The organism is Pseudomonas sp. PI1, assembly GCF_000812405.1.
Lineage (GTDB): Bacteria > Pseudomonadota > Gammaproteobacteria > Pseudomonadales > Pseudomonadaceae > Pseudomonas > Pseudomonas citronellolis.
On sequence record NZ_JWMC01000045.1, the window covers coordinates 108,390 to 122,483 of the forward strand.

The following is a 14,094-nucleotide window of genomic DNA, read 5'->3' on the forward strand; positions in this document are numbered from 1 at the left end:
CTTCTAGCTTCTAGCTTCTAGCCTCCAGCTAATTTACTTACCACCCCACCCCGATCCCCAGCGTATAGCGCCGCTGGTTCACCCCGCCGTCCTCGGCGCTCAGGCGGTCCCATTCGCCCTTCAGGCTCAGCGCCGCCCAGGAGGTCAGCTTGTAGCGGACGCCCGCCTCGCTCTCCACCTCGTAGTCCACCTTCGACGACAGCGGCTTGCCCACCTCGCCGTTGGTGAAGATCTCGAACTGCTTGGCGAACAGGTAGCGGTTGTAGTCCCACTTCACGCTCGCCGAATAGAAGTGGTCCTTCTCGCCATCGACGAAGTCGTAGTCGTTGCGGTTGACCAGGGTGGCCAGGGAGAAGGCGCCCAGTTCGTTGTCCCAGAACTGGTAGCCGGGGCCGGTACCGACGGTGCGCTTCTTCTCCAGGTCCTCGACCCAGTCGCGCTTGTATTCCACCTTGCCCTGCCAGAACCAGTGCTCGTCCAGGAAGCGGTCCAGGGCGTATTCGGCGGAATAGTTGTTGACGCTGACCGAGTCGTCCTTCTTCTCGCGGTTGTACTCGCCCTGCAGGTTGTGCCGCCACATGCCGTGGCGGGCGTTGGTCTTGAAGTCGACGTCGTAGTCCTCGACGTCGTTCTCGGCCATGGTGTGGTCGACGGAGAAGTCCACCTGGCCCTTCCATACCCAGTCCTGCAGCAGCGGGCGCGGCGGCACTATCTGCTCGATGCTGGCCAGCGGTATCGTCTCCTCGGCGCCGTTGACCAGGGTGACCTTGCCCGGCTCGGCGGCCTTCAGGCCCTTGGAGTGCTCGCCGGTGGCGTCCTCGTCGTGCTTGACCAGCAGGTTCTGCTCGGTCTGCAGGGTGGCGATCTTGTCGCCGGTCAGGGTGACCTCGCCGGCATAGTCGGTGGCCAGCACCAGGCGGCCCCCATCGTAGAGCTTGATCTTGCCGGTCAGCCGGTCACCGTTCTTCAACCAGACGGTATCGGCCAGGGAAGTCAGGGGAGCGGCGGCGACGGCAAGGCACAGCAGGGTTCTCGACAGCATGAGCGGCATTCAATTCGGATGGCTGGAAAAAAAGCCGGGCATTATCCGCATACCCGACACCAGAGCAACGACTGACCGGGCCCCATGCAGGGAGTTCAACTGGATGGATGAAGGGTACCTCCTGCATCATTGTCCCGACGGTGCCTGGCGATATGCTGTCGACCTGGCCCGCAGCCATCGGAAAGCCGCCCCATGCCTTCGAGAAAACCGCCCGCCCCCACCCCTGAAAATGTCGCCGACCTCGGCCTGGAAAGCCTGCAGGTGCGCCGCGAAGCCATCTACCTGGCGCTGTCCCAGGTGCCCGAAGGCTACGTGGTGAGCTACGGCGAGCTGGCCCGCATGGCCGGCCTGGGCCGCGCCGCGCGCCTGGTGGGCCGCGTGCTCAGCCAGTTGCCGGAGGGCTCGCGCCTGCCCTGGCACCGGGTGATCGCCGCTGGCGGGCGCATCAGCCTGCCGTTGGGCAGCCCGGGCGGCGACGAACAACGGGCACGATTGCGCGCCGAGGGAGTCCGAATCCACAACGATCGGGTGGACATACGTCGGCATGGCTGGCTTCACGCCGGGCTCTGCTAGTAGAGTTCGCGATAATTTTTTGCGTGCTGGAAACCTTTCATGAAGAAGCACTCCTGGCGAGAGGCACTGGTTGCCTACAAGTCTCCCGCCAGTCTCGCGCTGTTGCTGCTCGGCTTCGCCGCCGGGCTGCCGACGATGCTGGTCTTCACCACCCTCTCGGTGTGGCTGCGGGAAGCCGGCGTGGCGCGGGAAACCATCGGCTTCGCCAGTTGGCTGGGGCTGGTCTACGCGTTCAAGTGGGTGTGGTCGCCGATGCTCGACCAGTGGCGCCTGCCCGTCGTCGGCCGGCTCGGCCGGCGCCGCTCGTGGCTGGTGTTCTCCCAGGCGCTGATCGCCATCGGCCTGCTCGGCATGGCCTTGTGCAACCCGCAGAGCCACCTGCCGTGGCTGATCGGCCTGGCCCTGGTGGTGGCCTTCGCCTCGGCCACCCAGGACATCGCCATCGACGCCTACCGCCTGGAGATCGCCGAGAACACCCGCCAGGCCGCCCTGGCCGCCTGCTACATGACCGGCTACCGCGGCGCCGTGCTGCTGGCCAGCGCCGGCGCGCTGTTCCTCGCCGAATGGCTGGGTTCCAGCAGCCTGCACTACAGCCAGGCGGCCTGGGGCCTGACCTATGCGCTGTTCGCCCTGCTGATCCTCCCCGGGCTGGTCACCAGTCTGCTGATCCGCGAGCCCGAGGTGAACGTCCAGCCGCAGGCGGTGGGCAACTCCGCCTACGCCTTCAACCACCAGCTGCTCTCGGTGCTGCAGCTGCTGGTGCTGCTGATCTCGGTGCCGGCCATGCTCACCGCGCTGACCAACCAGGCCTGGCCGCGGGCGGCGCTCTACGCCCTGTTCATCGTCCTCTGCCTGAGCCCGCGCGGGCGCAAGCAGATCCGCCCGGTGCGCGAGCTGCTCTCTCGGGTGCGCCGGCCGCTGCTGATCGCCGCCCACGGCAAGGGCGTGCCGCAGTTCGACTTCGTCCACCAGGCGGTGTCGGTGATAGTGCTGATCATCCTGCTGGTGACCGGCACCGCCATGACCAACTCCGCGGGCGCCGGCAAATGGTGGCTGGCCAGCCTCTACCTGCTGATCGCCCTGAGCTGCCTGTCGGCCCCCGGCCGCCTGCTGATGGCGCCGGTGCTCACGCCCATCACCGAGTTCATCCGCCGCTACCGCTGGCAGGCGCTGCTGCTGCTCGGGCTGATCTCCACCTACCGGCTCTCCGACACCGTGATGGGGGTGATGGCCGGGGTGTTCTACATCGACATGGGCTTCTCCAAGGAAGTGATCGCCACCGTCAGCAAGCTGTTCGGGGTGATCATGACCCTGGTCGGCGCGGCGGCCGGCGGCCTGCTCATCGCCCGCTTCAGCATCCTGCCGATCCTGCTCCTCGCCGGCGCCGCCTCGGCCGGCACCAACCTGCTGTTCGCCATGCTCGCGCACATGGGGCCGATCACCGACCCGAGCGTGATCAGCGAAGACGTCTTCACCCTGCTGCGCGAATTCGAGCCCCACGTCAGCATGTTCGTGCTGACCATCATGCTCGACAACTTCAGCGGCGGCCTGGCGGCCTCGGCCTTCGTCGCCTACCTGTCGAGCCTGACCAACCTGAAGTTCTCCGCCACCCAATACGCGATGCTCAGCTCCACCATGCTGCTGCTGCCGCGCTTCATCGGCGGCTACTCGGGCAAGATGGTCGAATACATGGGCTACGAGCACTTCTTCTTCGTCACCGCCGTGCTCGGCATCCCCACCCTGCTGCTGATCGGCTGGCTGTGGCTGCGCCGCGACAAGGGCATGCCCGACGGCGTGCCAAGCGAGCCGGAAGAGCCGGTAGCCACGCGGCACAGCGCCGAGCGCAGCGGCTGAGCTGCCTTGGGCGGGCCCTGCCCGCGATTCGCGCGCAGGGCGCGCTCCTACAGGGGAATCTGCACCGAGGCGCCTTCGTAGGATGGGTTGAGCCTGCGAAACCCATGCGGTCGTGGCGATGGGTATCGCTTCGCTCAACCCATCCTACGCCAGAACTCTCCCTCGACCTGTAGGAGCGGGCCCTGCCCGCGATTGCGCCGGCAAAGCCGGCCCAGAAACGAAAAAGGCCGACATATCGCCGGCCTTTTCCATGGATGGATTCGCCTTTATTCGGCGAATGCTTCTTCCTCCGAGCCCCTGACCACCCGCACCACCCGGCTCGGCAGGGCCAGGTCGATGCCGCGGTCGCGCAGGCACAGGCGCACCTGCTCGTTGAGCATGAAGGTCACCGCGCCGAAGTCGGCGTTGGCGGTCCACAGGCGCAGCGACAAGGTCACCGAGTTCTCGCCCAGGGCCGAGACCACCACCACCGGCGCCGGGTTCTTGAGCACGCGCGGGTCCTGGGCCAGTTCCAGGAGGATGCCGCGGGCCGCGTCCAGGTCGGCGTCGAAGGCCAGCTTGATGTCGAAGATCACCTGGCGCGTGGCCTGGCTCGAGACGTTGGTGATGATGCCGTTGGACAGCGCGCCGTTGGGCATGATGACCGTGCGGTTGTCGCCGGTGCGCAGCACGGTGTGGAAGATCTGGATGCTGTCCACGGTGCCGGAAACGCCCTGCGCCTCGATGGCATCGCCGACCTTGAACGGACGGAACAGCAGGATCAGCACGCCGCCGGCGAAGTTCGACAGGCTGCCCTGCAGGGCCAGGCCGATGGCCAGACCGGCGGCGCCGATGGCGGCGACGAAGCTGGTGGTCTGGATGCCGATCATCGAGGCCACGCTGACCACCAGGAGGATCTTCAGCGCCACGTTCACCAGGCTGCCGATGAAGCCCTGGAGAGTCTTGTCCACCCGCTGGCTGGCCATCAGCCCGCCCACCCGGCGGGTCAGCAGGTTGATCAGCCACCAGCCGATCAGCAGGGTGATCAGCGCCAGCACGGCGTTGCCCAGGTAAGTCAGCACCACCGGCATCCAGGCCTCTGCGCTCCGTACTAGCTGGTCGTAATTCATGTCCATGGAATGGGGCCCCCTTGGTTTTCGATTATTAGAAATACGAACGCCATGGCGAACCATGGCGATCGGTATTCGCCGAGCGGCGCTCTATTTGCGACGCCGCCCGGACAACGAGGTTCCGCTCAATCGCGGAAGTTGTTGAACTGCACCGGCATGCCCAGGGACTCGCCGCGCAGCATGGCGATCACTTCCTGCAGGTCGTCGCGCTTCTTGCCGGTGACGCGCACCTGCTCGCCCTGGATGGCGGCCTGGACCTTCATCTTGCGGTCCTTGATCAGGCCGACGATCTTCTTCGCCAGGTCCTTGTCGATGCCCTCGCGGAAGTTCACTTCCTGCTTGACCACCTTGCCAGAGGGGTAGGCATCCTTGAGCTCCATGCACTGGATGTCGATCTTGCGCTTGATCAGGTTGCTGCGCAGGATGTCGAGCATCTGCTCCAGCATGAAATCGGCCTCGGCGGTCAAGGTAACCGACTTGTCCTTGGGCTCGAAGCTGCACTTGCCCTTGAGGTCGAAGCGGCGCTCGAGCTCCTTGCCGGCGTTGTCCAGGGCGTTGGTCAGTTCGTGCTTGTCCAGTTCGGACACCACGTCGAACGAAGGCATGTCATCTCTCCAGATGGACGGCGCGATCCGGTTCACACTCGGGCACGCGCCTGGCTTGACGGTAAAAATGCGCGCTCATTATAACTGAGCCACAAGCACGCGCCCGGCCCAGAACCGGCGAATCCCCGCCTCCTCCGAGTCCCCTGCCCCATGCCAACCAACCATCTGAGCATCCTGGTGGTCGACGACGCGAAATTCTCCAGCGCCATGATCGGCCGGGCGCTGAGCCAGGCCGGCTACCAGAACGTGCGCTTCGCCAGCAGCGCCAGCGAGGCCCTGCAACTGCTGGAACGGGAACCGGTGAGCGTGCTCCTGGCCGACTGGCTGATGCCGGAGATGGACGGCCTGGAGCTCACCGCGCGGGTACGCCAGCTGGACGAAAGCGGCGACCACTACACCTACATCATGCTGCTCACCGGCAAGGAGGGCGACAACGCCCTGGCCGAGGCCTTCGACCGCGGCGTGGACGACTTCGTCAGCAAGACGGCGATGAGCGAGCAACTGGTGCCGCGGGTGCTGGCCGCCGACCGCCTGTGCAACACCCTGCAGCGCCTGCTGGTGGAGAACCGCCTGCTCACCGAGAACATCAACCGCCTGGAAGAGCGCAACCTGGTGGACGCCGCCACCGGCCTGGGCAACCTGCGCTACCTGCGGCAGAAGCTCGCCGACAGCATCCGCCAGGTGGAATCCCGCGGCGGCGCGGTGTGCTACCTGCTGATCGGCATTCCCGTCCTGCTGGAGCAGGACGGCCAGCATTTCCCCGGCTTCCACCAGGAGCTGCTGCACGGCATCGGCCGGCGCCTGCAGCAACTGGTGCGGCCGCTGGACGTGCTGACACGCATCGACGAACAGCACTTCGGCCTCATCACCCTGATCGACGACCTCCAGGAATGCTCGCCGAGCAGCTTCCGCCGCCTGCACGAAGGGCTCAACCTCAAGGCCTTCAAGACCAGCCGCGGTTTCGTCAGCCTGAAGGCCGGCATCGGCCTGGTGGGGCTGGACGCCAAGTCCCTGCCGCTGCAGGCCGAAGAGGTGATGGAACAGGCCCGCCAGTTGCTGCCCGACGCCTATGCCAGCGGGCGAATCAACGCCAGCCGGCTGCCCGGGGTGCGCTAGACTTCGCTGTACGCCCATCGACACGCGAAGCCCACCATGAACTGGACCATTCTCGGCGCCGGCAGCCTCGGCAGCCTCTGGGCCGCCCGCCTGGCCCGCGCCGGCCTGCCCGTGCAGCTGCTGCTGCGTGACCGTCAGCGCCTGGCGGCCTACCGCGCCCGCGGCGGCCTCACCCTCTGCGAGGACGGCCGCGAGAGCCTCTACCCGATCCCGGCGGAAACCGCCGGGCACCTGAACGCGCCGATCCAGCGCCTGCTCCTGGCCAGCAAGGCCTACGACGCCGAGGAAGCCGCCGCCAGCGTGGCCGCGCACCTGGCGCCCGGCGCCGAGATCATCCTCCTGCAGAACGGCCTGGGCAGCCAGCAGGCGGTGGCCGCGCACCTGCCGCGGGCGCGCTGCCTGTACGCCTCCAGCACCGAAGGGGCATTCCGCGACGGCGATTTCCGCGTGGTCTTCGCCGGCCGCGGGCAGACCTGGCTCGGCGACGAGCGCGGCGGCCCTGCGCCGGCCTGGCTGGACGAGCTGGCCCGCGCCGAAATCCCCGTGCAGTGGAGCGGCGACATCCTCGAACGGCTGTGGCGCAAGCTGGCGCTGAACTGCGCGATCAACCCGCTGAGCGTGCTGCACCACTGCCGCAACGGCGAACTGGCCGGCCATGCCGAGGAAGTCGCCGGCCTGTGCGACGAACTCGGCCAACTGCTCCACGCCTGTGGCTACGACACGGCGGCGCGGGAGCTGCAGGGCGAAGTGGAACGGGTGATCGCCGCCACCGCGGCCAACTATTCCTCCATGTACCAGGACGTGGCCAACGGTCGGCGCACCGAAATCGCCTACCTGCTCGGCCATGCCTGCGCCGAGGGCCAGCGCCGCCACCTGGCGCTGCCCGGGCTGAACGCCCTGCACCGGCGCCTGCGCGACGCGCTGCGCCAACGCGGATTGCCCGAGGCCTGAGCGGCGGGCTAACCTGCCCGCCACGCTTTCGATCGCCGAGCCCCTATGCTGTCCTTCATCAACCTGCGCCAGCGCCTGGAAAACCTGCCGGTCGGCCAGAAGATTCTCGCCGCCCTGCTGGTGCTGCTGGCCACTGTTTTGCTGGCGGCCAACCTGGCGTTCATCAGCGCGGCCTACTGGATCTCCCAGGACAGCGTGGCGCCCCAGGCCCTGCAGACCATCGGCCGGCTGATCGCCAACCCGGCGCTCAGCTACCCGGCGCTGAGTTCCCCGGAGCAGGCCGACACCCTGCTGCACCAGCTCGACGACTACCAGCCGCTGCGCGCCGCCGCGCTCTACGACGCCAACGGCACGCGCATCGCCCAGTCGCCCCGGGAAGGCTCGCTGCCCAGGCACCTGGAGGACCTGGAGCGCTGGCGCGCCCACGAATACCGCCTCAACGCCCTGTTCGAACTGCCGCAGCCCGGCGGGCGCAACGGCTACCTGCTGCTGGTGGCCAGCAGCGAGCTGCCCGGCGCCTTCTACACCGGCACGCTGACCGCCAGCCTGGCGATCCTGGCCGTGAGCGTGCTGCTGTGGATGCTCATCGCCCGGCAGATCCGCCGCCTGATCACCCGGCCGATCCGCAGCCTGGAAGAGCTGTCGCGCCAGGTCACCCGCGAGGAGAACTACTCGCTGCGCGCCGAACGCGGCAATGCCGACGAGATCGGCCGCCTGTCCGACGCCTTCAACACCATGCTCACCCGTATCGAGGCTCGCGAGCAGCAGCTCAAGCGCGCCCGCGACGACGCCCAGGACGCCATGGCCCAGGCCCAGGACCTGGCCGAGGAAACCCGCCGCTCCAACCGCAAGCTGGAGCTGGAAGTGCAGGTGCGCAGCAAGATCGAGAAGAAGCTCACCGGCTTCCAGCACTACCTCAACAGCATCATCGACTCCATGCCCTCGGCGCTGATCGCGGTGGACGAGCAGCTCTACGTCACCCAGTGGAACCAGGAGGCCAGCCGGCTTTCCGGCACCAGCCTGGACGACGCGGTGAACCAGCCGGTGTTCCTCGCCTTCCCCTCGCTCAAGCCCTTCCTGCTGCAACTGACCCGCGCCGCCGAGCAGCACAAGGTGGAACGCGTGGAGCGCGTCACCTGGGCATTGATCGACTCGCCACGGCACTACGCCCTGACCTTCTACCCGCTGATGGGCGGCACCGGCCGCGGCGCGGTGATCCGCATCGACGACATCACCGAGCGCCTGGGCATGGAAGAACTGATGGTGCAGTCGGAGAAGATGCTCTCGGTGGGCGGCCTGGCCGCCGGCATGGCCCACGAGATCAACAACCCGCTGGGGGCCATCCTGCACAACGTGCAGAACATTCGCCGGCGGCTGTCGCCGGAACTGCCGAAGAACCTGGAAGTGGCGGCCGAGGTGGGCGTCGCCCTGGACGACCTCAACCACTACCTGGAGGCGCGGGAGATTCCCAAGCTGATGGACGGCATCCAGTACGCCGGCTCGCGCGCCGCCAAGATCGTCACCCACATGCTCGCCTTCAGCCGCCGCAGCCACCGGCAGATGGCGCCCTGCGAACTGCCCTCGCTGATCGAGCAGGCGGTGGAGATCGCCGGCAACGACTTCGACCTGGCCGGCGGCTTCGACTTCAAGTCGCTGGAGATCGTCCACGAGTTCGACCCGCGCCTGGGCCCGGTGCCGGTGATCGCCAACGAGTTCGAGCAGGTGCTGCTCAACCTGCTGAAGAACGCCGCCCAGGCCATCCACCTGCGCGACGACGAGGAGGAAGGCGAACATGGCCGCATCGTCCTGCGCACGCGGCTCAACCCGCCGTGGGCGGAAGTGCAGGTGGAAGACAACGGCTGCGGCATGCCGGAAACGGTGCGCAAGCGCATCTTCGAGCCCTTCTTCACCACCAAGGAAGTGGGCCAGGGCACCGGCCTGGGCCTGTCGGTGTCGTATTTCATCATCACCAACAACCACAAGGGGCAGATGGAAGTGCAATCGGAACTCGGCCAGGGTACCTGCTTCACCCTGCGCCTGCCGCTGGGCGACGAGCCCGTGGCGCCGGTGGCGCTGCCGCCCCCGCAGAACAAGGAGCTCTGAGGCATGGGCTATCGCCTGTCGAAGATCTACACCCGCACGGGCGACGCCGGCGAGACCGGCCTGGCCGACGGCAGCCGGGTGCCGAAACACCACCCGCGGATCGAAGCCATCGGCTGCGTGGACGAGCTGAACAGCCAGCTGGGGCTGCTGCTGGCCGACCTGCAGGAAGCCCGCAGCGCCGCGCTGGACCAGTTGCTGACGGTGCTGGCGCCGGTGCAGCACCGCCTGTTCGACCTCGGCGGCGAACTGGCAATGCCGGAATACCGCGCCCTGGGCGACTACGAGGTGGCGCGCCTGGAACAGGCCATCGACGCCTGGAACGAGGAGCTGGAACCGCTGAAGGACTTCATCCTCCCCGGCGGCTCCCGGCTGGTGGCGCAGATCCACGTATGCCGCGCCCTGGCGCGCAAGGCCGAGCGCCGCTGCCAGCAGCTCAACGCCGAGGAGCCCCTGGAAGGCGCCGGGCTGCGCTACCTGAACCGGCTGTCGGACCTGCTGTTCGTGGCAGCCCGCATAGCCGCCAAGCGCCAGGGCGTCGCCGAGGTGCTGTGGAAGGCGGCGGAAAAGCCCGCCTGAAACAAACTGTAGGAGCTGGCCCTGCCCGCGATTCGCGCGCAGGGCGCGCTCCTACAATGGGAATGGCGTGGGGGCGGTTGTAGGATCTCATCCGCGAATCGCGCCGATACGTCCGGCTATCGCGGACAAGGTCCGCTCCTACGGGGAAACGCCATGCCTCACGGCGAAACTGTAGGAGCGGGCCCTGCCCGCGAAATCGCGCGCAGGGCGCGCTCCTACAATGGGAATGGCATGGGTGGAGCAGCGTAGGAGCGGATCTCATCCGCGATCCGCGCCGATACGTCCGGCTATCGCGGACAAGGTCCGCTTACGGGGATACGCCATGCCCCACGGCAAAAAACTGTAGGAGCGGGCCCTGCCCGCGATTCGCGCGCAGGGCGCGCTCCTACAATGGGAATGGCATGGGTGGGGCAGCGTAGCGGATCTCATCCGCGAATCGCGCCGGAGGTTCCGGCTAATCGCGGACAAGGTCCGCTCCTACGGGGAAACGCCATGCCTCACGGCAAAACTGTAGGAGCGGGCCCTGCCCGCGATTCGCGCGCAGGGCGCGCTCCTACAATGGGAATGGCATGAGTGGGGCAGCGTAGCGGATCTCATCCGCGATCCGCGCCGATACGTCCGGCTATCGCGGACAAGGTCCGCTCCTACGGGGAAACGCCATGCCTCACGGCGAAACTGTAGCGGGCCCTGCCCGCGATTCGCGCGCAGGGCGCGCTCCTACAGTGGGAATGGCATGGGTGGGGCAGCGTAGGATCTCATCCGCGATCCGCGCCGATACGTCCGGCTATCGCGGACAGAGTCCGCTCCTACGGGGAAACGCCATGCCTCACGTCGAAACTGTAGGAGCGGGCCCTGCCCGCGATTCGCGCGCAGGGCGCGCTCCTACAATGGGAATGACGTGGGAGCGATTGTAGGAGCGGATCTCATCCGCGATCCGCGCCGATACGTCCGGCTATCGCGGACAAGGTCCGCTCCTACGAACGTGTCTCCCTGAAGCCCCGTAGGATGGCGTTGAGCGAAGCGATACCCATCGGCCATGGTGATGGGTATCGCTTCGCTCAAGCCATCCTACGAAGAGCACCCCGGTGCAGCCGGAAAGAAAGCGGCACCTACGACGGCCTACGCCCCGGCCTTCGGCCAGAGCGCGCGGATGCCCGCCACGCCCTGGGCGCCTATCTGCCAGGCGCGTTCCAGGTCCTGCGGGCCCAGGCCGCCGAGCAGGAATACCGGCTGGTTGAAGCCTTCCACCAGTTGCTGCGCCACGTCCCAACCCATTGCCGGTTCGCCCGGATGGCTCTCGGTCGGCTGCACCGGCGACAGGGTGACGAAGTCCACGCCCATGGCGCTGGCCAGCGCCAGTTCCTCGGCGCCGTGGCAGGACGCCGCCAGCAGGCGCTCCTGGGGGAACGGGCGACCGTTGGGGGCGTACTTGCGCAGTTGCTCGGCGGTCAGGTGCCAGCCGGCGGCGGGGAAGTCGCCCAGCCATTCCAATGGGCCCTTGAGCATCAGTTGCGCCTTGCCGGCGCACAGCCCGACGGCGTCCACCGCCATGTCACGGTACTCCGGGCTGTACATGTTCGGCGCGCGCAGTTGGATCAGGCGGATACCGCCCGCCACGGCGGCGCGGATGCCCTGCAGGACTTCCTGCGGCTCCAGGCCGTCGGGGGTGATCAGGTAGCGTTCGGGCAGCCGCGCGGCCTGCACGATGGGCCGGTTGGCGGCGGGGAAGTCGTAGTCGGGCAGCTCCCGCGGGGCCACCCAGGCCAGCGGCTGGCCCTCGGCGCCATGGGGTTCGCCGGAGAACGCCGAGACTTCCCAGACGTCCAGCAGCACCTGCTTGTCCGGGTAGTCGTGGGCCACGCGGATCAGCGGCCGGGCGCGCTCGACGCGGATGCCCAGCTCTTCTTCCAGCTCGCGGGCCAGCGCGGCCTGCACCGGCTCGCCCTCCTCCACCTTGCCGCCGGGGAACTCCCACAGGCCGCCCTGGTGCTTGTCGTCCGGGCGCCGGGCGATCAGCACGCGGCCATCGACGCCACGGATCACGGCGGCGGCGACATGTACTCGTTTCACAGCATTACTCCTCGTCGGTTGCCGGCGCTCAGGGGCGCTCGGCCAGCGCGGCCTGCAGCCAGGGCTGGAAGGCCGCCCACTGGTAGATGGTGTCCACGTAGGCCTTGGCCAGCGGCGGCAGCTCCACGGCGTAGCTGCGCAGGCGCGTGGCCACCGGCGCGTAGAAGGCGTCGGCGATGCTGGCGTGGCCGAACAGGAACGGCCCGTCCTGGCCGAAGCCCTGGCGGCACAGGGTCCACAGCTCGATGACGCGGGCGATGTCGGTTTGCACTTCGGGCGGCACCTTGGCCAGCGGCTTGTGCCGCTGCAGGTCCATGGGCATGTGCGAGCGCAGGGCGAGGAAGCCGCTGTGCATCTCCGCGCAGATCGACCGCGCCAGCGCCCGGGCCGCCTCGCCGCGCGGCCACAGGTGCGCCTCGGGGAAGCGTTCGGCCAGGTATTCGGCGATCGCCAGGGAATCCCAGATCACCCCGTCCTCGCACTTGAGCACCGGCACCTTGCCGGTGGGCGAGTGCTCGCGGATGCGCCGCGCAGTGTCGACGCCGCCCAGCGGGATCAGCACTTCTTCGAATTCCGCACCGGTCAGTTGCATGGCCAGCCAGCCGCGCAACGACCAGGACGACAGGTTCTTGCTGCCAATGACCAGTTTCATCGCTCGTTTCTCCGCTACGAAGCTAGAAGCTAGAAGCTAGAAGCTAGAAGCTAGAAGCTAGAAGCTAGAAGCTAGAAGCTAGAAGCTAGAAGCTAGAAGCTAGAGAGCGTGGCGCCTTTCACTTCCGGCTTCAAGCTTCCAGCTTCCAGCTTCCCGCTCCCATCAAGTCCTGTATTCCGCGTTGATCTTCACGTACTCATGGGACAGGTCGGTGGTCCAGATGGTCTCGCTGCAGTCGCCGCGGCCCAGCTCGATGCGGATGGTGATCTCTTCCTGGGCCATCACCCGCGCGCCCTGGTCCTCGGTGTAGCTGGCGGCGCGGCAGCCGCGGCTGGCGATGCAGACTTCGTCGAGGAAGACGTCGATCCTGCTGACGTCCAGGTTCGGCACGCCGGCGTAGCCGACCGCGGCCAGGATGCGGCCCCAGTTAGGGTCGGAGGCGAACAGCGCGGTCTTGATCAGCGGCGAGTGGGCCACGGCGTAGCCGACGTCCAGGCACTCCTGGTGGGTGCCGCCGCCGTTGACCTGCACGGTGACGAACTTGGTAGCGCCCTCGCCGTCGCGGACGATGGCCTGGGCCAGTTCCATGGACACCTCGATCACCGCCTGCTTCAGGGCGCTGAACAGCGCGCCGCTGGCCTGGGTGATCTCCGGCAGCGCGGCCTGGCCGGTGGCGACCAGAATGCAGCTGTCGTTGGTGGAGGTGTCGCCGTCGATGGTGATGCGGTTGAACGACTTGTTCGCCGCGTCGCGCAGCAGGTCCTGCAGCACGCCCTGGGCGACCTTGGCGTCGGTGGCGATGTAGCCGAGCATGGTGGCCATGTTCGGCTTGATCATGCCGGCGCCCTTGCTGATGCCGGTGACGGTGACGGTGACGCTGTCGTGCACGAACTGGCGGCTGGCGCCCTTGGGCAGGGTGTCGGTGGTCATGATGCCGGCGGCGGCCTCGGCCCAGTTGTCCGGGCCCAGGGCGGCCAGGGCGGCCGGCAGCGCGGCTTCGATCTTGGCCACCGGCAGCGGCTCGCCGATCACCCCGGTGGAGAACGGCAGCACCTGGCTTTCGTCCACGCCGGCCAGTTCGGCCAGCTTGGCGCACACCGCCGAGGCGTTGGCCAGGCCCGGCTCGCCGGTGCCGGCGTTGGCGTTGCCGGTGTTGGTTACCAGGTAGCGCACCGGCCCGAGGAAGCGCTGCTTGCACAGCAGCACGGGCGCGGCGCAGAAGGCGTTGGTGGTGAACACACCCGCCACGCTGGAGCCTTCGGCGCATCGCATCACCACGACGTCCTTGCGACCGGGGCGCTTGATGCCGGCGGAAGCGATGCCGAGTTCGAAGCCGGGGACCGGGTGCAGGGTGGAGATGGGGCCGAGACCGACAGCCATGGATGTGCTCCTCAGGAAAAAGGGTGGATCGAATGTGAAAAACGCCGCGAGCGGCAGGGCCGG

12 protein-coding genes are annotated in these 14,094 nt (G+C 67.6%); 6 read left to right on the forward strand and 6 right to left on the reverse strand.

Features of this window, described 5'->3' with window-relative positions; genetic code table 11:
- Positions 1–37: 37 nt before the first annotated feature.
- Entirely contained in the window at positions 38–1,042 is a 1,005-nt protein-coding gene (locus tag RN02_RS15425) for a DUF481 domain-containing protein (protein ID WP_009617960.1), read from the reverse strand.
- Positions 1,043–1,234: 192 nt separating this feature from the next.
- Here RN02_RS15425 and RN02_RS15430 point away from each other — a divergent pair, with 192 nt between their 5' ends.
- Positions 1,235–1,615: an MGMT family protein gene (locus RN02_RS15430; protein ID WP_052267749.1), complete on the forward strand. Its 381-nt coding sequence runs from the start codon at positions 1,235–1,237 to the stop codon at positions 1,613–1,615.
- Positions 1,616–1,654: 39 nt separating this feature from the next.
- Entirely contained in the window at positions 1,655–3,469 is a 1,815-nt protein-coding gene (gene ampG, locus RN02_RS15435) for an MFS transporter AmpG (protein WP_043315193.1), read from the forward strand.
- 266 nt (positions 3,470–3,735) lie between these two features.
- On the opposite strand, the gene RN02_RS15440 is transcribed toward ampG, so the two are convergent.
- Together RN02_RS15440 and RN02_RS15445 are read right to left on the reverse strand one after the other, a co-directional pair.
- The gene (locus tag RN02_RS15440; protein ID WP_009617952.1) at positions 3,736–4,584 is read right to left on the reverse strand and encodes a mechanosensitive ion channel family protein; all 849 of its coding nucleotides are present in this window, start codon (positions 4,582–4,584) and stop codon (positions 3,736–3,738) included.
- 119 nt (positions 4,585–4,703) lie between these two features.
- Positions 4,704–5,183, reverse strand: coding sequence for a YajQ family cyclic di-GMP-binding protein (locus tag RN02_RS15445; RefSeq protein ID WP_009617950.1), 480 nt, complete (start codon positions 5,181–5,183; stop codon positions 4,704–4,706).
- A 150-nt stretch (positions 5,184–5,333) separates the two neighbouring features.
- Between RN02_RS15445 and RN02_RS15450 the strand changes: the two genes are divergently transcribed.
- The 4 genes from RN02_RS15450 to RN02_RS15465 are packed head-to-tail and all read left to right on the forward strand — an operon-like array spanning position 5,334 to position 9,929.
- Positions 5,334–6,299, forward strand: coding sequence for a response regulator (locus RN02_RS15450; protein ID WP_043272385.1), 966 nt, complete (start codon positions 5,334–5,336; stop codon positions 6,297–6,299).
- A 36-nt stretch (positions 6,300–6,335) separates the two neighbouring features.
- Positions 6,336–7,250, forward strand: coding sequence for a putative 2-dehydropantoate 2-reductase (locus tag RN02_RS15455; protein ID WP_043315194.1), 915 nt, complete (start codon positions 6,336–6,338; stop codon positions 7,248–7,250).
- Between the two features lie 57 nt (positions 7,251–7,307).
- A complete protein-coding gene (locus RN02_RS15460) occupies positions 7,308–9,353 on the forward strand; it encodes a sensor histidine kinase (protein WP_024128173.1) in 2,046 nt (681 codons plus the stop codon).
- A 3-nt stretch (positions 9,354–9,356) separates the two neighbouring features.
- Positions 9,357–9,929, forward strand: a complete 573-nt coding sequence (locus tag RN02_RS15465; RefSeq protein ID WP_043315195.1) for a cob(I)yrinic acid a,c-diamide adenosyltransferase — start codon at positions 9,357–9,359, stop codon at positions 9,927–9,929.
- A 1,119-nt stretch (positions 9,930–11,048) separates the two neighbouring features.
- Here the strand turns inward: RN02_RS15465 and RN02_RS15470 are convergent.
- The 3 genes from RN02_RS15470 to argJ all read right to left on the reverse strand — a co-directional run bounded on the left by RN02_RS15470 (position 11,049) and on the right by argJ (position 14,031).
- Positions 11,049–11,999, reverse strand: a complete 951-nt coding sequence (locus RN02_RS15470) for a Nudix family hydrolase (protein ID WP_043315196.1) — start codon at positions 11,997–11,999, stop codon at positions 11,049–11,051.
- Positions 12,000–12,027: 28 nt separating this feature from the next.
- Positions 12,028–12,651 carry a glutathione S-transferase family protein gene (locus RN02_RS15475; protein ID WP_043315197.1) on the reverse strand — a complete coding sequence of 208 codons (624 nt, stop codon included), beginning with the start codon at positions 12,649–12,651 and terminating at the stop codon, positions 12,028–12,030.
- A 162-nt stretch (positions 12,652–12,813) separates the two neighbouring features.
- Entirely contained in the window at positions 12,814–14,031 is a 1,218-nt protein-coding gene (argJ, locus tag RN02_RS15480) for a bifunctional glutamate N-acetyltransferase/amino-acid acetyltransferase ArgJ (RefSeq protein ID WP_043315198.1), read from the reverse strand.
- Between the last annotated feature and the right edge of the window lie 63 nt (positions 14,032–14,094).

What these genes read in the sequence shown, in the direction of transcription:
- RN02_RS15425 (WP_009617960.1), bottom strand. Translation starts at nt 1,042, where the DNA reads ATGCTGTCGAGAACCCTGCTGTGCCTTGCCGTCGCCGCCGCTCCCCTG.
- RN02_RS15430 (WP_052267749.1), top strand. Translation starts at nt 1,235, where the DNA reads ATGCCTTCGAGAAAACCGCCCGCCCCCACCCCTGAAAATGTCGCCGAC.
- ampG (WP_043315193.1), top strand. Translation starts at nt 1,655, where the DNA reads ATGAAGAAGCACTCCTGGCGAGAGGCACTGGTTGCCTACAAGTCTCCC.
- RN02_RS15440 (WP_009617952.1), bottom strand. Translation starts at nt 4,584, where the DNA reads ATGGACATGAATTACGACCAGCTAGTACGGAGCGCAGAGGCCTGGATG.
- RN02_RS15445 (WP_009617950.1), bottom strand. Translation starts at nt 5,183, where the DNA reads ATGCCTTCGTTCGACGTGGTGTCCGAACTGGACAAGCACGAACTGACC.
- RN02_RS15450 (WP_043272385.1), top strand. Translation starts at nt 5,334, where the DNA reads ATGCCAACCAACCATCTGAGCATCCTGGTGGTCGACGACGCGAAATTC.
- RN02_RS15455 (WP_043315194.1), top strand. Translation starts at nt 6,336, where the DNA reads ATGAACTGGACCATTCTCGGCGCCGGCAGCCTCGGCAGCCTCTGGGCC.
- RN02_RS15465 (WP_043315195.1), top strand. Translation starts at nt 9,357, where the DNA reads ATGGGCTATCGCCTGTCGAAGATCTACACCCGCACGGGCGACGCCGGC.
- RN02_RS15475 (WP_043315197.1), bottom strand. Translation starts at nt 12,651, where the DNA reads ATGAAACTGGTCATTGGCAGCAAGAACCTGTCGTCCTGGTCGTTGCGC.
- argJ (WP_043315198.1), bottom strand. Translation starts at nt 14,031, where the DNA reads ATGGCTGTCGGTCTCGGCCCCATCTCCACCCTGCACCCGGTCCCCGGC.